At 61.3% G+C, this 20,928-nt stretch carries 21 protein-coding genes, 1 tRNA gene, 1 pseudogene and 1 riboswitch; of the genes and pseudogenes, 17 read left to right on the top strand and 6 right to left on the bottom strand.

From position 1 onward, the window contains the following. Nucleotides 1-74: 74 nt before the first annotated feature. On the bottom strand, nucleotides 75-767 hold the full coding sequence (gene ung / locus J3P92_RS07250) for a uracil-DNA glycosylase (protein ID WP_434562806.1): 693 nt from the start codon (nucleotides 765-767) through the stop codon (nucleotides 75-77). A gap of 130 nt (nucleotides 768-897) precedes the next feature. Here ung and J3P92_RS07245 point away from each other — a divergent pair, with 130 nt between their 5' ends. Beyond that, entirely contained in the window at nucleotides 898-2,010 is a 1,113-nt protein-coding gene (locus J3P92_RS07245) for an enoyl-CoA hydratase/isomerase family protein (protein ID WP_420766720.1), read from the top strand. Nucleotides 2,011-2,128: 118 nt separating this feature from the next. Here the strand turns inward: J3P92_RS07245 and J3P92_RS07240 are convergent, their stop codons facing one another. Then, complete coding sequence (locus J3P92_RS07240; RefSeq protein ID WP_420766721.1) at nucleotides 2,129-2,524, bottom strand: hypothetical protein; 396 nt, start codon at nucleotides 2,522-2,524, stop codon at nucleotides 2,129-2,131. A gap of 306 nt (nucleotides 2,525-2,830) precedes the next feature. Beyond that, a riboswitch (guanidine-I (ykkC/yxkD leader) is annotated at nucleotides 2,831-2,932 on the top strand. A gap of 60 nt (nucleotides 2,933-2,992) precedes the next feature. On the opposite strand from J3P92_RS07240, the gene J3P92_RS07235 reads away from it, so the two are divergent. From J3P92_RS07235 to J3P92_RS07180, 12 genes and pseudogenes are all read left to right on the top strand, one after another. Further along, nucleotides 2,993-4,060, top strand: a complete 1,068-nt coding sequence (locus tag J3P92_RS07235) for a putative urea ABC transporter substrate-binding protein (RefSeq protein ID WP_434650201.1) — start codon at nucleotides 2,993-2,995, stop codon at nucleotides 4,058-4,060. A gap of 15 nt (nucleotides 4,061-4,075) precedes the next feature. Further along, entirely contained in the window at nucleotides 4,076-4,891 is an 816-nt protein-coding gene (locus J3P92_RS07230; RefSeq protein WP_434650199.1) for an ABC transporter permease, read from the top strand. After that, on the top strand, nucleotides 4,888-5,676 hold the full coding sequence (locus J3P92_RS07225) for an ABC transporter ATP-binding protein (protein WP_434610084.1): 789 nt from the start codon (nucleotides 4,888-4,890) through the stop codon (nucleotides 5,674-5,676). The genes J3P92_RS07230 and J3P92_RS07225 overlap by 4 nt, the downstream gene beginning before the upstream one ends. A 13-nt stretch (nucleotides 5,677-5,689) precedes the next feature. After that, on the top strand, nucleotides 5,690-6,415 hold the full coding sequence (locus J3P92_RS07220) for an urea amidolyase associated protein UAAP1 (protein ID WP_434650197.1): 726 nt from the start codon (nucleotides 5,690-5,692) through the stop codon (nucleotides 6,413-6,415). Between the two features lie 11 nt (nucleotides 6,416-6,426). Then, complete coding sequence (locus J3P92_RS07215) at nucleotides 6,427-7,068, top strand: urea amidolyase associated protein UAAP2 (protein WP_434610080.1); 642 nt, start codon at nucleotides 6,427-6,429, stop codon at nucleotides 7,066-7,068. Between the two features lie 297 nt (nucleotides 7,069-7,365). After that, nucleotides 7,366-10,995 carry an urea carboxylase gene (gene uca / locus J3P92_RS07210; protein WP_434650195.1) on the top strand — a complete coding sequence of 1,210 codons (3,630 nt, stop codon included), beginning with the start codon at nucleotides 7,366-7,368 and terminating at the stop codon, nucleotides 10,993-10,995. Nucleotides 10,996-11,017: 22 nt separating this feature from the next. Next, nucleotides 11,018-12,802, top strand: coding sequence for an allophanate hydrolase (gene atzF / locus J3P92_RS07205; RefSeq protein WP_434650194.1), 1,785 nt, complete (start codon nucleotides 11,018-11,020; stop codon nucleotides 12,800-12,802). Between the two features lie 245 nt (nucleotides 12,803-13,047). Further along, nucleotides 13,048-13,665 (top strand): annotated as a pseudogene (locus tag J3P92_RS07200) (GGDEF domain-containing protein); the annotation flags it as partial. Continuing rightward, nucleotides 13,658-13,876 (top strand): cysteine-rich CWC family protein, encoded by a 219-nt coding sequence (locus J3P92_RS07195; RefSeq protein WP_434650192.1) that lies wholly within the window; start codon nucleotides 13,658-13,660, stop codon nucleotides 13,874-13,876. The pseudogene J3P92_RS07200 and the gene J3P92_RS07195, both read left to right, overlap by 8 nt. A gap of 33 nt (nucleotides 13,877-13,909) precedes the next feature. Next, entirely contained in the window at nucleotides 13,910-14,602 is a 693-nt protein-coding gene (locus J3P92_RS07190) for a pseudouridine synthase (RefSeq protein ID WP_434650190.1), read from the top strand. Between the two features lie 309 nt (nucleotides 14,603-14,911). After that, a complete protein-coding gene (locus tag J3P92_RS07185) occupies nucleotides 14,912-15,796 on the top strand; it encodes an alpha/beta fold hydrolase (protein ID WP_420766731.1) in 885 nt (294 codons plus the stop codon). A 148-nt stretch (nucleotides 15,797-15,944) separates the two neighbouring features. Then, a tRNA-Gly gene (locus J3P92_RS07180) sits at nucleotides 15,945-16,018 on the top strand. A gap of 214 nt (nucleotides 16,019-16,232) precedes the next feature. On the opposite strand, the gene J3P92_RS07175 is transcribed toward J3P92_RS07180, so the two are convergent. Continuing rightward, entirely contained in the window at nucleotides 16,233-16,709 is a 477-nt protein-coding gene (locus tag J3P92_RS07175; RefSeq protein ID WP_434650188.1) for an Lrp/AsnC family transcriptional regulator, read from the bottom strand. 145 nt (nucleotides 16,710-16,854) lie between these two features. On the opposite strand from J3P92_RS07175, the gene J3P92_RS07170 reads away from it, so the two are divergent. The 3 genes from J3P92_RS07170 (at nucleotide 16,855) to J3P92_RS07160 (ending at nucleotide 18,378) form a co-directional block, all read left to right on the top strand. Beyond that, complete coding sequence (locus tag J3P92_RS07170; RefSeq protein ID WP_420766733.1) at nucleotides 16,855-17,484, top strand: LysE family translocator; 630 nt, start codon at nucleotides 16,855-16,857, stop codon at nucleotides 17,482-17,484. A gap of 267 nt (nucleotides 17,485-17,751) precedes the next feature. Continuing rightward, nucleotides 17,752-17,967, top strand: coding sequence for a type II toxin-antitoxin system HicA family toxin (locus tag J3P92_RS07165; protein WP_420766734.1), 216 nt, complete (start codon nucleotides 17,752-17,754; stop codon nucleotides 17,965-17,967). After that, nucleotides 17,968-18,378: a type II toxin-antitoxin system HicB family antitoxin gene (locus J3P92_RS07160; protein WP_198797116.1), complete on the top strand. Its 411-nt coding sequence runs from the start codon at nucleotides 17,968-17,970 to the stop codon at nucleotides 18,376-18,378. Nucleotides 18,379-18,502: 124 nt separating this feature from the next. Here the strand turns inward: J3P92_RS07160 and J3P92_RS07155 are convergent, their stop codons facing one another. Beyond that, nucleotides 18,503-18,649: a hypothetical protein gene (locus tag J3P92_RS07155; RefSeq protein WP_434562766.1), complete on the bottom strand. Its 147-nt coding sequence runs from the start codon at nucleotides 18,647-18,649 to the stop codon at nucleotides 18,503-18,505. 174 nt (nucleotides 18,650-18,823) lie between these two features. Between J3P92_RS07155 and J3P92_RS07150 the strand changes: the two genes are divergently transcribed. Further along, on the top strand, nucleotides 18,824-19,228 hold the full coding sequence (locus tag J3P92_RS07150) for a low affinity iron permease family protein (RefSeq protein ID WP_420766736.1): 405 nt from the start codon (nucleotides 18,824-18,826) through the stop codon (nucleotides 19,226-19,228). Nucleotides 19,229-19,274: 46 nt separating this feature from the next. On the opposite strand, the gene J3P92_RS07145 is transcribed toward J3P92_RS07150, so the two are convergent. Beyond that, nucleotides 19,275-20,183, bottom strand: a complete 909-nt coding sequence (locus tag J3P92_RS07145) for an SDR family oxidoreductase (RefSeq protein WP_420766737.1) — start codon at nucleotides 20,181-20,183, stop codon at nucleotides 19,275-19,277. An 80-nt stretch (nucleotides 20,184-20,263) separates the two neighbouring features. Further along, nucleotides 20,264-20,767, bottom strand: a complete 504-nt coding sequence (locus tag J3P92_RS07140; RefSeq protein ID WP_420766738.1) for a DUF4142 domain-containing protein — start codon at nucleotides 20,765-20,767, stop codon at nucleotides 20,264-20,266. Between the last annotated feature and the right edge of the window lie 161 nt (nucleotides 20,768-20,928).

The following is a 20,928-nucleotide window of genomic DNA, read 5'->3' as shown; positions in this document are numbered from 1 at the left end:
ATCCATTTGGCGTCCCACCACAAAACCTTTGTAGAAGCGAGCCTGCTCGCGATGGGGCCCGCTCGACTAGCGCGTCAAACCGGCGGCAACCGCCACTCGATCGGCTTCTCGCCGTGCTGCTCCAGAAACTTGTTGGCCCGGCTGAAATGCCCGCAACCAATAAAGCCCCGATGGGCCGACAGCGGTGACGGATGCACTGAGGTCAAGACCAAATGCTTGGTCGCATCGATCAGCTTCTGTTTGCTCTGGGCATGGGCGCCCCACAGCAGGAACACCAGGTTCGACTGGTGTTCGCTGACCACCTCGATGACCCTGTCGGTAAAGTGCTGCCAACCTTTCTTGGCGTGGGCGTTGGCATTGGCGCGTTCAACGGTCAGGGTGGTATTGAGCAGCAATACGCCCTGTTCGGCCCAACTTTGCAGGTAACCGTGGTTGGGAATGTCGATGTTCAGGTCGCGCTTCAATTCCTTGTAGATATTCACCAGCGATGGCGGTGTCGGCACGCCCGACTGCACCGAGAAGCACAAGCCATGTGCCTGGCCCGGCCCGTGGTAGGGATCCTGGCCGAGGATCACGACCTTGACCTTGTCCAGCGGAGTGGAATTGAGGGCGTTGAAAATCAACGGGGCCGGAGGGTAGATCTCCTTGCCGGCGGCGTATTCACTGCGCAGGAATTCGCGCAACTCTGCCATGTAGGGCTGGTCGAACTCGGCACGCAGTGCCTGCTTCCAGCTGGGTTCGAGCTTGATACGGTCGTCAGCGGTCATGGTTGTACCCGGTAAAAACAATGGGCGCACCCTAGGAAAGCCCACAAGGCTTGTCAATTGATCTGACACGGATCCGGCACTTTCCCGTACAGCAGTCATACTGATCATTCAATTTCTGATCGAGGTCACGATGAATCTGCACTTCGAAGAACTCACCGGCATCGATGGCGCGCGCCTGGGCATCGCCACCCTGGACGCCGAAAAATCCTTGAACGCCCTCTCCCTGCCAATGATCAACGCCCTGCGTGATCGGCTCGACACCTGGGCCAGGGACCCGCAGATAGTCTGCGTATTGCTGCGCGGCAAAGGTGCCAAAGCGTTTTGCGCCGGTGGCGAGGTCCGCAGCCTGGCAGAAGCCTGCCGCGCCCACCCCGGGGAGGTGCCGCCGCTGGCCGCGCAATTCTTCGCCGCCGAATATCGCTTGGACTTCAATCTCCATACCTACCCCAAGCCATTGCTGTGCTGGGGCCATGGCTACGTGCTCGGCGGCGGCATGGGATTGCTGCAAGGCGCGAGCACGCGGATCGTCACGCCGAGCAGTCGGTTGGCGATGCCCGAAATCAGCATCGGGTTGTACCCGGATGTAGGCGCCAGTTGGTTCCTGTCGCGCCTGCCGGGCAAGCTGGGCCTGTTTCTCGGCCTGACCGGTGCCCACATGAACGCGCGCGACGCCATCGACCTGGGCCTGGCCGATCGTTTTTTACTCGATGAGCAGCAGGACGACCTGATCGAGGGCTTGTTGCAACTCAATTGGCAGGAACAGACCGAGATGCAACTCAACAGTCTGCTCAAGGCCTTGCAGCAAGAAGCGCTGACCCAGTTGCCCGAAGCCCAGTGGTTGCCCCGTCGGCACAAAATCGACGAATGGCTGGATGTCAGTGACGTCCGCTGCGCCTGGAAGGCCCTCAGCTTGCTGGTGGAGCATCCTGATCCGCTGATCGCCCGCGCGGCCAAGACCATGACCGAGGGCTCGCCGTTGACGGCGCACCTGGTCTGGGAGCAGATCAGCCGGGCGCGGCATTTGTCGCTGGCCGGTGTGTTCCGCATGGAGTACACCTTGAGCCTGAACTGCTGTCGCCATCCGGAATTCAGCGAAGGCGTGCGGGCGCGATTGATCGACAAGGATCACAAACCCCACTGGCACTGGCCGGACATCAATCATGTACCGGAAGCAGCGGTGCAAGCGCATTTTCACAAGGTGTGGGAGGGTCGGCATCCGTTGGCGGATTTGTCCAACGAATAACCGAGCCAGAATCATATCCGCGCAGGAGAAAACTCACGCCCACAGAGGTCATCCCGCCGGATTTATCGCAGGCACAAAAAAAGCGGCGCTTCATGCGCCGCTTTTTGCTGCCTGTCCTTTACCGATGGTTGCCTCGCCCATCATGACCACGTCCTCGATGGTCATGTCCGCGGTCACGCCCGCCCCGGCCACGACGGTCATCGTTCCAGCCGCCTCGATCGCGACCATCCCAGCCGCCTCGGTGTGGATAAGGCCGGTACGCCGCTCGCGGTGGCGAGTAATAGCGCGGGCCATGTTGGTAGTAGCGCGGGGCCGAGTAATAACGGGGCGCCGGTTGGTAGTACCGTGGGGCGTAATAGCCCCGTGGGGCCGAGTAATACCCACCGCTGTAATAGGCCGGCGCTGGTGAGGTATAGACCTCTGAACGATAGTAGCTCGAGCCTCCGTCGTAGTAAGGCACGCATGCCGAAAGAGTCAGACCAAGAAACGCAATGAGGAGCAGTCGTCGATACATGGCGGCCTCCTGGACCGCGAATGGGCCGCACCAGCGACGCTGATGGGCGGCAGTCATCTATTGGGGTGACTGACGATTAATCTGACAGCGAAATCGGAATCTGGTGCGACCTGGCAACAACTGGAAACATGTCCCTCGTCGCCCTCTTCCGGTGCGCGACAGCACCACAACCAAGCACAAATCCGCCCCCCGATCATTGCTCCCTCAGACCCACCCCCTCTGGCCCGGGCCTCTGCCCGAATTGGCACGGCTCTCGCTTTACCAATCCCGTGCAGGAGTCATCACAGGTTCGCGGCACCACAATTTGCAATGGCTGACTAGGGTTCCGGCTCGCCTCTGGCGAGTGGCTGGTCCGAGAGTTGGCGACCTCCAGTTGAGGTTACACGGCGGGACAAAAGCCCGGGAGACAAGACACCGTTCGCGGTGCCGCGTTGCTCCTGTCCGCCCTTGATCAACTGGAGAACCACCATGTTCAAGCTTCGTCTGTCCGCCCTGCTCGTCGCCGTCCTCTCGGCTTTCCTGAGCTTCTCATCCGCCGCCGCGCAAAAAGACCACTTCAGCGTCTGCTGGACCATTTATGCCGGCTGGATGCCCTGGGAGTACGCGGGCAGCCAAGGCATCGTCGACAAGTGGGCAAAAAAGTACGGCATCACCATCGATGTCGTGCAGCTCAACGATTACGTTGAATCCATCAACCAGTACACCGCCGGCCAGTTCGACGGCTGCACCATGACCAACATGGACGCCCTGACCATTCCCGCCGCAGGTGGCGTGGACAGCACCGCGCTGATCGTCAGCGATTTCTCCAACGGCAACGACGGCATCGTCCTCAAGGGCGAAGGCAAGAAAGTCGACGACCTTAAAGGCATGGACGTCAACCTGGTGGAACTGTCGGTGTCCCATTACCTGCTGGCCCGTGCCCTGGATTCGGTCGGCCTCGCCGAGAAAGACCTGAAAGTCGTCAACACCTCCGACGCTGATATCTCCGCTGCCTTCAACACCGACCAGGTCAAGGCCGTCACCACTTGGAACCCGATGCTTTCGGACATCAAGGCCCAGCCGGGCGTGAGCGAAGTGTTCAACTCCAGCCAAGTGCCCGGCGAGATCATGGACATGATGGTGGTCAACACCCAGACCCTGAAAGACAACCCAGCCCTGGGCAAGGCCTTGACCGGCGCCTGGTTTGAAGTGGTGGCGCTGATGAACGCCAGGAACGCTGCCGCCAACGCTGCGCTGGAACACATGGCCAAAGCGTCGGGCACTGACCTCAAAGGTTTCCAGGCGCAACTGGACACCACCAAATTGTTCGCCACGCCCACGGAAGCGCTGGCCTTCGTCACCAGCGAACAACTGCCCGCCACCATGGGCAAGGTGGCGGCGTTTTCGTTCCAGCACGGCTTGCTGGGCGAAGGCGCCAAGGACACCGATGCGGTCGGCATGGCGTTCGCCAATGGCGTGACTCGCGGCGACAAGGCCAACCTGAAGCTGCGCTTTGATCCGACCTACGTACAGCTGGCCGCCGACGCCAAGCTGTAAACCGGAGGAGCTGGCATGCGCCTGATCAACCGCTACCCGGACCGTCCCAGCCGCTTGTTGCTGGTGATCCTGCCGTTCGCGTTGGTGCTGTTCGCCTACTTCATGGGCTCGGCCGAACGGTTGACGGACAACCCCAACGACAAGCTGCTGCCCAGCGCCGGGCAGATGGCCGATGCGGTGAAACGCCTGGCCTTTACCGCCGATGCGCGCAGTGGCGACTACCTGCTCTGGCAAGACACCGCGTCGAGCCTGCGCCGGTTGGCGATCGGCCTGGGCATCAGCGCCCTGGTCGGGCTGTGCCTGGGCATCGCGGCTGGCACGCTGCCGCTGTTGGGCGCACCGCTTTCACCGTTGCTCATCGTGGTGTCGATGGTGCCGCCATTGGCGATTCTGCCGATCCTCTTCATCGTCTTCGGCCTGGGGGAACTGTCGAAAGTGATGCTGATCGTGATCGGCATCACACCGTGTCTGGCCCGGGACTTGGAACAGCGCGCCCGGGAGATTCCCCGTGAGCTGCTGATCAAGGCCCAGACCCTCGGCGCGTCAACCTGGACTCTGATCTTGCGCGTGGTCCTGCCGCAACTGCTGCCACGCTTGCTGATCTCCCTGAGGTTGATGCTGGGTTCGGCCTGGCTGTTTCTGATCGCCGCCGAAGCCATCGCGTCCACCGATGGGCTGGGTTATCGGATTTTCCTGGTGCGTCGTTACTTGGCGATGGACGTGATCCTGCCGTACGTGGTGTGGATCACCCTGCTCGCCTGGCTGATGGACTGGGGTCTCAAGCGCCTGACCCGTCGAGCGTTTCCTTGGTACGAGGGAGCGCAGGCATGAGTTTTATCTGTGTGAACAATGTCTGGCAGCAATACGCCGATCAGGTCGTGCTGGAACGCTTGAACCTGAACGTCGCCGAGGGTGAATTTTGCACCTTGGTGGGCGCATCGGGTTGCGGCAAGTCGACTTTCCTGCGCTTGCTGCTCGGCCAGGAGCGCGCCAGTCGCGGACAGATCCTGCTGGACGGCGAACCCTTGGCGGGCGAGCCGGATGCCAGCCGGGGCGTAGTGTTCCAGCGCTATTCGGTGTTCCCGCACCTGACGGTGCTGGACAACGTCGCCCTGGGCCTGGAGTTGCCGCGCTCGCCGATGCTGGGGCGTTTGTTCGGCAGTGCCAAACGCCAGGCTCGCGAAGAGGCTGCGCAACTGTTGGACAAGGTTGGCCTCGGCCACGCGCTGGACAAATACCCGGCGCAGCTCTCCGGCGGCATGCAGCAACGGCTGGCGATTGCCCAGGCGTTGATCATGAAGCCCCGGGTCCTGCTGCTGGACGAACCGTTCGGCGCCCTCGACCCGGGCATTCGCAAAGACATGCACGCCCTGCTGCTGGAACTGTGGCGCGAAACCCGGCTGACGGTATTCATGGTCACCCATGATCTGTCCGAAGGTTTCAGCCTCGGCACACGCCTGCTGGTGTTCGACAAGGTCCGCGTCGATCCACATGCCCCTGGCGCCTATGGCGCACGCATCACCTACGACATTCCATTGAACAGCGACCGTCGCACCGCCCGTGCCGCCGTCGACGCCCTGCCCGCCGAACTGGCCGGCACGCTGCGTATCGCTTGAAAGGAGCTTTTCCATGACCGATTCGATCCAAGTCTTTCCCCCCTTCGCTGAAGAGATTCTGCCCGGCGGCGGCCACCGTTCCTTCGTGCTCAAGCGCGGCCAACTGCTGCGCCTGACCAACCTTCGCGGCGGCGCCAACGTGAGCCTGACGCTGCTCAACGCCAACGAAAAAACCGAACGCCTGAACCTGCCGGACAGCCTTAAGTGCCAACACACCGCCAAGCTCACCGCCGGCCATTGCCTTTATTCCGACATGGGCCGGGTATTGGCGGCGATCACCGTCGACACCTGCGGCTGGAGCGACAGCCTGGGCGGTGTGCTCTGCGCCGAGGAAGTCGCTGAAAAATATGGCCAGGGCCGCTATCAGGAACTGCGCAACGGCTTCTTTCGCAACGGCACCGACAACCTGTTGGTGGAACTGGGCAAATGGGGGCTGGGCCTGTCCGACCTGCTGATGACCCTCAACCTGTTCAGCCGGGTCGATGTCGACGAGGCCGGCCACTTTCATTTCGTGGAAGGCAACTCCAAGGCGGGCGACTACATCGAGTTGTACGCGCCAATGGACACCTTGGTGGTGCTGACCGCATTGCAACACCCGATGGACCCGAACCCGCAATACGCCCCGCAGCCGCTCAAGCTCAGCTGGATGAATGCCAACCCCAGCGTCGCCGAACACTGCCGCCTTTCGCGCCCGGAAAACCAGCGGGGCTTCATCAATACCGACCGCCTGTTCGCCTGAGGATCGTCGCCATGTCACTCGCCATCGCCACCGCACACAAGCACGCCGAGACCGCCGTCTACCGCGCCACGATTCCCGCCGGGGAACCCTGGCTGACCGAGGTCAAGGCCGGCCAGACCCTGCGCATCCTGGACCTGGAAGGCAACCAGGCGGTCGATACGCTGTTCTACAGCCTGGCCAACCCCAAGGAACGCTACGACGTGCAACGCACCCTGCGCCGGCAGAACAGCGTTTATCTAAGTACCGGCAGCGTGCTGTACTCCAACCTCGGTCGACCGATGCTGACGATCATCGAAGACACCTGCGGACGTCACGACACCCTCGGCGGCGCCTGCGCCCAGGAAAGCAACACCGTGCGCTACGCCCTGGAAAAACGCTACATGCACAGCTGCCGCGATAACTACCTGCGGGCCTGCGCCCACGACGGCCGCCTCGGTAAAGGCGACATCGGGCCGAACATCAATTTCTTCATGAACGTACCGGTGACCGCCGAGGGCGGCCTGACCTTCGAAGACGGGATCTCGGCACCGGGCAAATACGTCGACCTACGGGCCGAGATGGACGTGATCGTCCTGATCTCCAACTGCCCGCAGTTGAATAACCCATGTAACGCCTATAACCCCACGCCTGCGGAGCTTTTGATATGGAACTGAAACTCATGCGCCTGCGCCGTTGGCTGTTCGCGTTGTGCCAGAGCCGGTCGGGGCAGTGCATTCAATGATCGGCTGAACGCCGCCGGTCCTGTGGGAGCGAGCTTGCTCGCGATAGCGGTCTGTCAGCTACATCGAGGTTGGATGTGCCGCCGCCATCGCGAGCAAGCTCGCTCCCACAAGGTCCGATGGTGTTTTTAAGAAAGTTTCGCCCACGGGGACGACCCCGGCGGCCATCGAAAACTGCGGGACGGCCCGCATCCCAGTTCAGGCAGCACCCATGCCTGAGGGGGTAATGCCATGTTCGAAAAAATCCTCATCGCCAACCGTGGCGCTATTGCCTGCCGCGTCCTGCGGACCTTGCGCGAGCTGAATGTCCAAGGCATCGCGGTGTACTCCCAAGCGGACGAAGCCAGCCTGCATATCCTTCAGGCCGACGAAGCCCACTGCTTGGGCGAAGGCGCGGCGGCGGGCACCTACCTGGCGGTGGATAAGCTCCTGGCAATCGCCAAAAGCAGCGGCGCGAAGGCGATACATCCCGGCTACGGTTTCCTCTCGGAAAACGCCGCTTTCGCCGAAGCCTGCGAGGCCGCCAGTATCGCCTTCATCGGCCCCACGCCGGAACAACTGCGGGTGTTCGGCCTCAAGCACACCGCCCGAGACCTGGCCAAGCGGCACGGCGTGCCGCTGCTCGAAGGCACCGAACTGCTCGACAGCCTCGACGCCGCGCTGCTGGCCGGAACGCAGGTCGGTTACCCGGTAATGCTGAAAAGTACGGCTGGCGGCGGTGGGATTGGCATGCGTGTGTGCCGTAGCGCCGCCGAATTGAGCGATTCCTTCGAAGCGGTCAAGCGCCTGGGACAGAACAACTTCAGCGACGCCGGCGTGTTCATCGAAAAATACATCGAACGGGCACGGCACCTGGAGGTGCAGGTCTTCGGCGACGGCCAAGGCCAAGTGATCGCCCTCGGCGTGCGCGACTGTTCGGTGCAGCGGCGCAACCAGAAGGTCATCGAAGAAACGCCCGCGCCCAACCTGCCCGAGGGCATGGCCGACGCCCTCTGCGCAGCGGCGATCAAACTGGCCCGGGCAGTGAACTACCGCAGCGCGGGCACCGTGGAATTCGTCTACGACAGCGACGCCGGGCGCTTCTACTTCCTGGAAGTAAACACGCGCCTGCAGGTGGAGCACGGCGTTACCGAGCAGGTATGGGGCGTGGACCTGGTGCGCTGGATGGTGCAACTGGCCGCCGGCGAACTGCCGCCCTTGAGCGAGCTGAGCCTGGGCCTGAAAGCTGAGGGCCACGCGATCCAGGCGCGCCTGTATGCCGAGGATCCGGGCCGGGATTTCCAGCCGAGCCCGGGCCTGTTGACCGCCGTGAAATTCCCCCATGCCGACGGGCAACAACTGCGCATCGACACGTGGGTCGAGGCCGGCTGCCAGATCCCGCCCTATTTCGACCCGATGATCGCCAAGGTGATTCGCTGGGCGCCGACCCGTGAACAGGCGCGCTTGGGATTGCATCAAGCGCTGGACGAAAGCCTGCTCTACGGCGTGGAAACCAACCGCATCTACCTGCAACAAATTCTTCTCGACGCGCCCTTCGCCGGCGGCCAGCCCTGGACGCGCTGCCTGGAAACCCTGGCCTATCGCGCCAACACCTTCGAAGTGCTCAGCCCTGGCACCCAGACCAGCGTGCAGGATTACCCCGGCCGCCTCGGTTATTGGGCCGTGGGCGTACCGCCGTCGGGTCCGATGGACAGCCGCTCGCAGCGCTTGGGCAATCGCCTGCTGGGCAATGACGAAGGCGCGGCGGCCCTGGAAATCACCATGAGCGGGCCGGTGCTGCGCTTCAATTGCAACGCCCGGGTGGCGGTGACCGGTGCGCAAATTGCCCTGACCCTGGACGGCGAAGCGGTGCCGATGAACGCCCCGCTGTCGATCAATCCCGGATCCACTCTGGCCCTGGGCACCATCACCGGCGCCGGGGCGCGCAGCTATGTGTGCCTGCAAGGTGGCTTGCAGGTACCGAATTACCTCGGCAGCAAAAGCACCTTCACCCTCGGCCAGTTTGGCGGCCATGGCGGACGGGCGCTGTGTACCGGCGATGTGCTGCACCTGGCTGCGCTGGATGAGCACGCCGTGTTGCCGACAGCGGACGAGCCGCCTCTGCTGTTGCCAGCCGTGCGGCAAATCCGGGTGATCTACGGCCCCCATGGCGCGCCGGAATATTTCACCGAGCGCTACATCCAGACGTTTTTCGATACCTCCTGGGAAGTGCATTTCAACTCCAGCCGAACCGGCGTGCGACTGATCGGGCCCAAGCCGCAATGGGTGCGCGCCGACGGCGGCGAAGCAGGCCTGCACCCGTCCAATATCCATGACAATCCCTACGCCATTGGCGCCGTGGACTTCACCGGCGACATGCCTGTCATCCTCGGCCCCGACGGCCCTAGCCTGGGTGGCTTCGTCTGCCCGGTGACGGTGATCGAGGCGGACCTCTGGCAGTTGGGGCAGCTCAAGGCGGGGGACAAGGTGCGGTTCGTACCGGTGGATCTGAAGACCGCCCGCTCCCTTGCATTAAAATGGGATCAATGTGGGAGCGAGCCTGCTCGCGAAGGGGCCAGTTCAACCACCGCGTCGACTTCTTCGCGAGCGGGCTCACTCCCACAGGGGATGGTGTCGCCTGTGGTATTGGACATCGGCCAGGACGATACCCGCCTGGTCGCACGCCTGTCCGGCGACACCCATCTGCTGCTGGAAATCGGCGCACCCGAACTGGACCTGGTGCTGCGCTTTCGCGCCCACGCCTTGATGCAGGCGCTGGAACAAAAACACCTGCACGGCGTGATCGACCTGACGCCTGGCATCCGTTCGCTGCAAGTGCATTACCAACCCGAACAACTGCCTCTGGCCGAACTGCTGGCAATCGTCGCCGGCGAGTGGGGCGCCGTGTGCGCCGCGCGAGATCTTCAAGTGCCGTCGCGCATCGTTCATCTGCCACTGTCCTGGGACGATCCGGCCTGCCAATTGGCCATCGAAAAATACATGACCACCGTGCGCAAGGACGCCCCTTGGTGCCCAAGCAACCTGGAGTTCATCCGCCGCATCAATGACCTGCCGAACCTCGACGAGGTCCAGCGCACGGTGTTTGACGCCAGCTACCTGGTGATGGGGCTGGGAGACGTCTACCTCGGAGCGCCGGTCGCCACCCCGCTGGACCCGCGCCATCGCCTGGTGACCACCAAATACAACCCGGCACGGACCTGGACCGCGGAAAACTCGGTGGGCATCGGCGGCGCCTACATGTGCGTGTACGGCATGGAGGGTCCCGGCGGCTATCAGTTCGTCGGGCGCACGTTGCAGATGTGGAATCGTTATCGGGACGTCGCCGCGTTCGATGGCAAGCCCTGGTTGCTGCGGTTCTTCGACCAGATCCGCTTCTACCCGGTCAGCGCCGATGAGCTGTTGCGCATCCGCCGGGATTTCCCGCTGGGCCGCTTCGACCTCAAGATCGAGCACAGCCAACTCAACCTCGCGCACTACCAGCATTTCCTGGCCCGGGAAGCGGACAGCATCGGCGCATTCCGCCAGCAGCAACAACGTGCCTTCAACGCCGAGCGCGAGCGCTGGATCGCCAGCGGCCAGGCTCATTTCGACAGTGAGGAACCGACACTCGCGCCGAACGAAGATGCGTTGCTGGACGCGGGCCAACTGAGCGTCGACAGCCACATCGCCGGCAATCTCTGGCAAGTCCAAGTGCAGGTGGGTACGCGAGTTGCCGCCGGTGACGTACTGGTCATTCTGGAGTCCATGAAGATGGAGATCCCGGTGCTTGCGCCCATGGCCGGCGTGGTACGTGAAGTACGCGTCCAACCCGGTTCGGCGGTGCGCGCAGGGCAGCGTGTCGTGGTGCTGGAACGTGACTGAACTCAATCAAAGGATTAACGCGATGAACCTTTCTCTGCGCCTGGACAACCTTCGCGACGCCTATCGCAAAGGGGAAACGACACCCCGCCAGTTGCTGCTGGCCCTGCGGGAAAAAGCCGCTGCGCTCAACCCGGACTACCACCTGTTCATTCACCTGCTGTCGCCCGAGGAACTGGAGCCTTATCTGGCGGCCCTGGAAAGTCGCGACCTGGACAGCTTGCCGTTGTATGGCGTGCCGTTCGCCATCAAGGACAACATTGACCTGGCCGGCATTCCCACCACGGCCGCCTGCCCGGCGTTTGCCTACGTACCGCAACGTTCGGCCACGGTGGTCGAGCAGTTGCTGGCGTTGGGCGCTGTTCCCCTGGGCAAGACCAACCTCGATCAGTTCGCCACCGGGCTCAACGGCACCCGCACCCCCTACGGTGCCTGCCGCAACAGCGTGCTGGCGGATTATCCGGCGGGTGGCTCGAGTGCCGGCTCGCCGCTGGCGGTGGCCCTGGGTGTGGCAAGCTTTGCCTTGGGCACCGACACCGCGGGCTCCGGCCGGGTGCCCGCGGCGCTGAACAATCTGGTCGGGCTGAAAGCCACCAAAGGTTTGGTTTCCACCGCCGGCGTGGTGCCGGCCTGCCGTACGCTGGACTGCGTGACGACCTTCACCGCGACGGCGCGGGAAGCCAGCCAGCTGTTGGCATTGACCGCGCATTTCGACCCGCGCGACGAATACAGCCGCCGCAACCCGCAATGGAACGACGGCTCGGCGTTCGGCGCGCCACGGCGCTTTCGTTTCGGTGTGCCTCGCTGGCAAGACCTGGAATTTTTTGGCTGCGACGAAGGCCCACGGTTGTTCCGCGACGCCATTGAGCGACTCGAACGTCTGGGCGGCGAAGTCGTCGAGCTGGACCTGTCGCCCTTCCTCGAAGCGGCGCGCTTGCTGTATGAGGGACCTTGGGTCGCCGAGCGCTACAGCGTTGCCGGGGACCTGATCGAGCGCGACTCCAGCGCGGTACTGCCGGTCATCCGCGCCGTGCTGGCGAAAGCGCCTACCGTAACGGGTGTAGAAACATTCCGCGCCCAGTACCGTTTGCAAGCGCTCAAGGCCCAGTGCGACCGAACGATGGAAGCCCTCGACTGCGTGCTCACCCCCACCATCGGGCGCCCGGTGAGCCTCGCCGAACTCGCTGCCGAACCGCTGCAGCGCAACGCTGAACTGGGTTATTACACCAACTTCATGAACCTGCTGGACTACGCCGCCGTCGCCGTGCCCAGCGCCTTCATGGCCAGCGGTTTGCCTTGGGGCGTGACGTTGTTCGGCCGGGCCTTCACCGATCAATACCTGCTGGGCGTGGCCGACGCCTTGCAGCGTCAGCAACTGGATGACTTGCCAACCCCCGCCAATCCTGCGCGCCATGATCGGGCTCGGCTGGTGGTGTGCGGCGCGCACCTGGAGGGTTTAGCGTTGAATTGGCAACTCAAGCAGCGTGGGGCCCGGCTGGTCGAGGTCAGCCAAAGCTCGCCGGATTATCGGCTCTATGCCCTCGCCGGCGGCCCGCCAATGCGCCCCGGCATGCTTCGGGTTGGCGAGGGAGGCATGGCGATCGAGGTGGAGATCTGGGATCTGCCAACCAGTGAACTGGGCTCGTTCCTGACCGGTATCCCCGCACCGCTTGGGTTGGGCAAGGTGCAATTGGCCGACGGGCGCTGGGAAAGCGGTTTCATCTGCGAGCCGTATGGCCTGGACGGCGCACAGGACATCAGCCATTTGGGCGGATGGCGGGCTTATTTGCGAACCCTGGAATCGCGATGAACCGGTGGCGAGGGAGTCCGCTCCCTCGCCACCGTTTCACAAATCGCAAATCCAGGGGCTCCTTTTCTCACAAGGCCACTAAACTGATTCCATCGGGTCACTCCTGAGGAATCGCCATGTCGCTTCGTTCGCCGCTGTATTCCCAGCGCTCACCGGTGCTGATGCTCGCCGTTTTGCTGGGTGCCGCCTTCCTGCTGACTTCGCTGTTGGCTTATTACGCCGCCAACACGTCACTCAAGGACAACATCCTCAAGGCGTTGTACGTCAACCTCCTGATTGGCCTACTGGTCACGGTGACGGTGTTCGTCATGCTTTATCGGCTGATCGCCAGTTTCCAACGCCGGATCGACGCCCAAGCGATTCTGGATGGGCTGACGGAACTGCCCAATCGCCGGGGCTTCGACCTGCTGGCGGTGCAAGCGCTGCACGAAGCCCAGCGAGAACCCAAGCCCTTGAGCGCGTTGTTGCTGGAGGTGGATGCTTTCAAACAACTGGATGCCACCCACGGCCATGTCGTCAGCGACCAATTGCTGAGCGGTTTCGCCCACGACCTGACCGACACATTGCGGCACTCGGACATCGTGTGTCGGTGGGGCACAGACGCCTTCGTCATGCTACTCAAGGACACCGATGGACAGAACGGTCTGAAAATCGCTGAGAAAATTCGCCAGCGCATCGAGTTGCAGCGCTACTTTTGCAGCGGGAAACAATTGCAGGTCACCGTCAGCATCGGCCTGACCACCTTGCAGGACAAAGACACCTTGCATAGCCTGCTGTCCCGAGCCGATCATGCGCTGCAACGCGCCCGACAAACCGGCAGCAACCGAACCTGCGTGGAAATGCCTCACTCCAGCTATGAATGAACCTGACCATTGCCCGGCCTGCGGCGGCGCCAACGACTGCACCCTCGCCGATCCGAGGACCGCCGACCGCGCCTGCTGGTGCTATGGCGTCAGCATCGACCCGGCTGTGCTCCTGGCATTGCCGGCCGAGCTACGGAACAGATCCTGCCTGTGCCCACGGTGCGCTCAGGTCGACGACCAACTGCGCGCCAATCCGCGACCGATCGCGTAATATTGCGCCCCCGCTTCCTGGCCTGAACGTCCCATGCGCGTTGACCGTTTCCTCAGTAATCTGCCGCGTTTCAATCGGCAGCAGGTCCGCCTGCTCCTGGTGGGGCGTCGGGTGCGTATCGATGGCCAGACCGTCACCGACCCACACGCGCCGGTGCGCGAGTTCAGCCACGTCGAAGTCGATGGTGACGTATTGCAAGCAGGCCGACCCGCGCGGTACTTCATGCTGCACAAGCCGCCTGGCTGCGTCAGTGCCACCCGCGATCCACAGCACCGCACCGTGCTCGATCTACTGGACGAGCCGGACAAGGACGACTTGCACATCGCCGGCCGCCTGGATTTCAACACCACCGGGCTGATGCTGATCACCAACGACGGCAGTTGGTCGCGGCGCCTGACCCAACCGCAAACCAAACTGGCGAAGGTCTACTACGTCGAGACCGAGCAGCCCCTCACCGCCGAGTACGCCCCCACCTTTGCCAAAGGCCTGTATTTCGGATTCGAAGACCTGACCACGCAACCGGCGCAACTGACGCTGCTAGGGCCGAAGTCCGCGCGATTGAGCATCGTTGAAGGTCGCTACCACCAGGTCAAGCGCATGTTCGGTCACTTCAATAACAAGGTGCTGCGCCTGCACCGCGAGAGCATGGGCCCCCTGGTGCTGGACTCGGATCTCGAGCCCGGTCGCTACCGTGCCCTTGGCCCCGAGGAGATCTGCCTGGTCTGAGTCAACGACCGCTGGGCAGAAGTGCCGGACAATTTTCAAAGAGCACTTGCGCAACGCTCGACCCCCTGCTTGAATCAAACCGTCGGCCGAAATGTGACCGACGAGTCACCTCATACCTCTAAGAAACTTTTTGCCGGCTGGAGCCCCCAGGTTCCGCCCCATCCCTCCGGCAAACTGCCCGCCATAACAATACCCGTCGACCGAATGTCATGGATCGACATGGGCCTTATCTTCCAGGCGTATGCCTACCTGTCACATTGCCCGTGCAATCTCATTGCGCGCATACCCGCTTGCCAGGAGTCTTATGACATGAGGCCAGAAATCGCTGTGCTGGATATACAGGGTCAGTATCGGGTTTACACGGAGTTCTATCGCGCAGACGCCGCGCAAAAGACCATCATCCTGGTCAACGGCTCGATGGCCACCACCGCGTCGTTTGCCCAGACCGCCAAGAACCTCTACCCGCAATTCAACGTCGTGCTGTACGACCAGCCCTACGCGGGCAAGTCCAAGGCCCATAACCGTCACGAGAAAATGCTCACGAAGGAAATCGAAGGGCAGATCCTCCTGGAGTTGATCGACCACTTCGCCGCCGAACACGTGCTGTCCTTTTCGTGGGGCGGCGCGGCCGCGCTGACGGCACTGGCCCACCGCCCGCGGCGCATCGAAAAAGCCGTCATCAGCTCGTTCTCACCGGTGCTCAACATGCCGATGCGCGACTACCTGGAACGCGGTGTCGACTACCTCAGCAGCCTGGACGGCGACCGTGTTGGACATTTGGTCAACAGCACCATCGGCAAGCACCTGCCGCCCCTGTTCAAGCGCTTCAACTATCGCCACGTCAGCAACCTGGCCGAGCATGAATACGGACAGATGCACTTTCACATCAACGACGTGCTTCACAGCGACCAACAGTGCTACGTCAACGCAGCCAGGAAGGTCAACGTTCCGGTGCTGTTCCTGAACGGCGAATGGGACGAGTACACCTCGGCAACCGACGCCAGGCTCTTCGCCGACCACGTCCAGCACAGCAGCTTCACCACGTTGCAAGCGACCGGGCACTTCCTGGACATGGAACACAAAGCCGCCTGCCGCGACAGCCGCGACGCGTTGCTGGGCTTCCTCAAGCCGACCCGCCACGAAAGCCGACCGCGCTACAGCTATGTGCAGGACTACCATGCACTGGCTATCTGAAAAAAGTCATCGCGAGCGAGCCTCCCACAACGAGGCTTGCCCGCGACGACCGCTCTGCTTTAAGGCTTGCGCAGACGGATGACCTGACCGGCCGGAAAGAAAAACTTCAAATCCAAGGCGACATCTGGTACAAAGTCAGCCGCTCTGAGCGGGTGTCGTATAATGGCATTACTCCAGCTTCCCAAGCTGATAACGAGGGTTCGATTCCCTTCACCCGCTCCAATCGAATTCTGATCTCGCGTCGTGGTGGTTTTTGACGGGAGATTGAAAAAACCGGCTCTTGGTGGCCGGTTTTTTTGGTCTGGGGTTTGTGGGGTTGCTGTCCTGACGCTTACGCCAGTCATTTATTGTTTTCCATAAGGGCGGTAAGGCGGCGGATGATCAGCGCTTGGTTCGTCGACATAAAACAGCAAGTTGCTTACGACAGACAACCGCCTCAATCCCCACCCAAATGCCCCAACGGCAACGGCCCCGGCGCCTTCACCGTGTTGATCGCGAAATTGCTGCGAATATCACTGACCCCTGGCAACTTCAGCAGCTTGCCCGTGACAAAACGGTCATAGGCTCGCAGGTCAGGCACCACCACTTGCAGCAGGAAGTCGGACTCACCGGACACCAGGAACGCCGAGATCACTTCGGGCAGCGCGGTCACCGCCTGACGGAAAGCCTCGGCTCGCTCGTCGGTGTGCCGTTCGACCTTGATGCCAACGAAAATCGTCATCCCAAGTCCCACTTCATCGCGATCCAGGATGGCTTGATAACCGCGAATCACCCCCGCCTCTTCAAGCATCCGCACGCGACGCAGACAGGGTGAGGGAGACAAGCCGATTTCTTCGGCCAGTTGCACGTTGCTCAGCCTACCGTCCCGTTGCAGTGCCGTCAGGATTTTGCGGTCGAACGTATCCAATTTCATAATTTGGCATTATCCGTTTCAATCATTCGATTAAGTGGCAGGTTATGCCAATTTCAAGAGCTTTAGAAGCTGACTACGCAACCACCTGCCCTGCCCTTCGACCCTAGACTGGCGTCTCCAATCTACAGAATGCGGAGGGCTTGCAATGACAGGGCTCTGGTTGTTTTTCATGGCATTGACGGTGGCGTATCTACTGCCTGGGCCGGACATGATCCTGGTGCTGCAAACCGGCGCTCGACAGGGCAAAGGCGTGGCATTGGCAACGGCGCTGGGATTGGGCGTCGCCCGGGCATGTCATGTCGCGCTGGCAGCGATGGGCCTTTCGGTATTGTTCAAGACGGCGCCGTGGACGTTTGATGCGGTGCGCCTGGCCGGGGCTGCTTATCTGGCCTGGATCGGGTTTCAATGTTTGCGGACGACGTTGTTGCCCCGCTTCGAAGGAGCCGCCGCTGAAATCGAGAAGCGGCAATGGCATCAGGCGATCCGGCGCGGTCTGTTGACGAATTTGCTCAACCCCAAGGCGTTGCTGTTCTGCTCGGTATTGCTCCCGCAATTCATCGATCCACAGGACGGGCCTGTGTTGGGACAATTCGCGATATTGGGTGTAGTACTGGTCGGCGTTGGCCTGCTGTTCGACAGCGCTTATGCATTGATCGGTGTAGCGCTTGGGCGATGGCTCCAACGCTCGCCTTCGGCCCAGCGCGTGCAGCGGTGGGTGTTTGGTGGTTTGCTGATCGGTTTTGCGGTCCGGCTGACGTTTGTGCAGCAGTCGTGAGTCCTATGGATTTGTAGCGGATACGCTGAAAAACCAGGGCTGCTCCGCAGCCCAGCGGCAGCAAGCTCCCTCGCCACGTCAATATCAACCACCCCGTCTCACATCCCGAAATAAAGCCAACCCGCCCTTTCCCACCCTAGCGTGACGCTGCTCCTAGACTCCAAGCAAAGAGCTCGCCAGCCCCAACCGTCCTCAATGGTGGTTATGGTGTTGATCATTTTTCTTCAGTAGGTATAGTACTTACCGATGACACCACAGGGAGGTGTTGTGAACAGCCGATTTTTGATAAGCCAAATTGTTGCGGATGGTTGGTATCTGGTGCGTATCCGAGGCAGTCACCATCACTTCAAACACCCAACCAAACCGGGGCTGGTTACGGTTCCTCATCCCAAGAAGGACCTGCTCAAGAAGACGGCTATCAGTATCTTGCAACAGGCCCTCCTCCAGACGCCTGGTTGCCGCGCTTTTCCAGAGGACGATTGAATGCTTTACCCAATTGCGATTTCCATGGGCGATGACAAGCACGCCTGGGGTGTGGAAGTGCCGGATATTCCCGGTTGTTTTTCCGCAGGTGACGACCTGGACGAGGCCATGGCGATGGCGCGGGAGGCCATCGAGGGTCATTTCGAGATTCTGGCCGAAGACGGTTCGCCCATTCCATCGGCCAACACCGTTACCCTGCACGCAGCCAACCCACAATACGCCGGTTGCACCTGGGCGCTGGTGGACATCGATGTGACCAAGTACCTGGGCAAGGCGCAGAAACTCAACATCACGTTACCCGGCTACCTGCTCAACCGGATCGATGAATATGTATTGCACCATCCCGAAGAGAAGAGCCGCTCCGGCTTCCTCGCATCGGCAGCGCTGAAGGTGCTGCAGCAAGGGCGATGAGCAATCACTGACGAAACACGAACCGGTGTGAGCGAGCTTGCTCGCGATGGCGTAGGGTCAGCGATATCAGGTTGTCTGACACAGAGCCATCACGAGCAAGCTCGCTCCCACCGTTTCACCGATTCTACTTGCTCTCCGACTTGGACTCCTGCATCTGCACCGAAGACTTGCTGCCGTCGGTGTTGTCCTTGGTCTCGTTACCCGAGTTGTCGAAGCAGCCTTGCAAAGCGAACAGGCAGCAGGCGAGGCAAAGGGTGCGGGCGATATTCATGATGTACTCCAATGCTGAGGGCTTTCATGAGTGACCCGTGGCAGCGGCAATGGTTGCGACTGTCATCGTGCTGCACGATGAACGTAAGGGACCTTGCGATTGAAATGTAAGTAGAATTTTCACCGCCTCGTTGCTGTCTCACCAGACAGGTGCATCCCAAAAGGAAACACAGCAATGACGTTCGCCAAAATCGCTCAAAAACTATCCCTCTGGGCCGGGAGCCCCAAGACCTTCCTAGGGGCCATCGTGCTGTTGGTGCTCTGGGCTGCCAGCGGACCTTTGTTCGGTTTCAACGATACCTGGCAACTGATCATCAACACCTCGACCACGATCATCACCTTCCTGATGGTGTTCCTCATCCAGAATACGCAGAACCGCGATACGGATATCCTGCACCTGAAAGTGGATGAATTGCTTCGGGCGTCCAAGGACGCGCAGAACGCAATGCTCGGTCTCGAGTCGCTTGATCTCAAACAACTTGAAGCGTTGAGGAAGCGGTATCAGGACATGGGCAAGGTCGACGCCAAGAGCCTTGATGGCGTCGAACAGGAAAAAAAGGTAGACCTGAACCAATGCTGATACTGATGCGCGAGGGGCCCATGCCACTCGCGCACTCCCTTGGGCATCAGGGCAACGGGTTGCCTCCCGTCACGCCAAATACTTCCCCGGTGATATAGCTCGACTCCTGGGAAGCGAGCAGTACATAAAGCGGCGCGCATTCAGCGGGTTGGCCCGGACGTTTCATCGGAACCTGGGAGCCGAACGTAGGAATCTTCTCCCTAGGTTGTCCGCCGCTGGGTTGCAGCACGGTCCAGATTGGACCCGGCGCGACTGCATTGACACGAATGCCCTTGCTGATGACTTGCCCGGCCAGCGCCTTGGTAAACGCCACGATTGCCGCTTTGGTGGTGGCGTAGTCCAGCAGCGTCGCGGACGGATCGTAGGATTGGATAGAGGCGGTATTGATGATGGTTGCCCCAGCTGGCATCAGCGGAACAGCCGCCTTGCAGATCCAGAACATCGCATAGATGTTGGTCTTCATGGTGTCATCGAATTGCGCGGTGGTGATGTCGGCAATGTCTTTTTGCGCCTCCTGCTTACCGGCGACATTCACCAGGATATCCAGGCCATCGAGTTGCTGCTGCGCCATCTTCACCATCTGGACACAGAACGCCTCATCCTTCAGGTCGCCTGGTATGGCGATGGCCTTGCGGCCCTCAGCCTTGATCAGTTCGATGACTTGTTGTGCATCGCGCTCTTCGCTGGGCAGATAATTGATCGCGACATCAGCCCCTTCCCGGGCGTAGGCGATGGCAGCGGCGCGACCAATCCCCGAATCGCCGCCCGTGATCAAGGCCTTGCGCCCCTCCAGGCGACCAAAACCTTGATAGCTTTTTTCACCATGATCCGGTTGCGGTTCCATATCCTGATCAATGCCAGGGGGTGACTGCGGCTGGTCGGGAAATTCCGGACGCGGGTATTGGGTCAGCGGATTCTGCATCGCGTATTGGTTGGGTTCTCGGCGTGTAGACATCGAGGTTCTCCTTTTCAGCGGGCAAAACAAGCCGGGACGTTGGCGCCCCGGCCCTGGAATTGACACAGGTGCAGCGAAGATCAACGGCTGGCTTGCAGGGCCCTGGCCATTTCAAGGTGCGTCTGCAATTTAGGCAGGGTTTCGTCGGCGAATGCCTTGATCTCCGGCACGTCAGTGGTCTGGGCCTGCTGCTGGATCTGCGCGATGGCGTCCTCAGTGGCCTTGACCTGGCTGGCGGCATACGCCGCTTCAAACGACTCGCCCTCGGCGACTTGCGGCTGCAGAGTCTTCGCTTTGTCCGCCACTACTTCCCGCGGCGCGACAGGCAAGTCGAGTTTCTTGGCGATCTTCGCCAGATGTTGGTTGGCGGTGGTGCGGTCGTTGATCACCATGATGGTGTAATCCTTGACCTCCCGTGACTCCGCCTTCGAATGTGCCTCGCGGCTGGCTTCGATGTCGGCCATGCCTTTGGCGGATGCATCGTTGATGAATTCGACAGGTGACTGGGCCCACGCACTGTTGGCACCCAGGCCCATCAGTACAACAACACTGGTGGTGCGTAAAAAGGTGGCCATCCGGCTCATGGTCGCGCCCTCCTCTGAAAGATATTGCGACGGGATTTTGCGCCGCAGAAATCAGAACCACCGTTGAACATTCAGCGAGACGTCCCGCCCGGCCTGCGGCCAATCTCGGCTTTCAGCGGACTTTTATCGACACTCGCGATGGTGGTTCTCCCACTTTTGCG

Source organism: Pseudomonas sp. D3-27 (genome assembly GCF_051132165.1).
In the GTDB taxonomy this organism is placed as follows: Bacteria; Pseudomonadota; Gammaproteobacteria; order Pseudomonadales; family Pseudomonadaceae; genus Aquipseudomonas.
The sequence above is the reverse complement of the archived record's forward strand: the minus strand, read 5'-3'. Positions and strand labels throughout refer to the sequence as shown.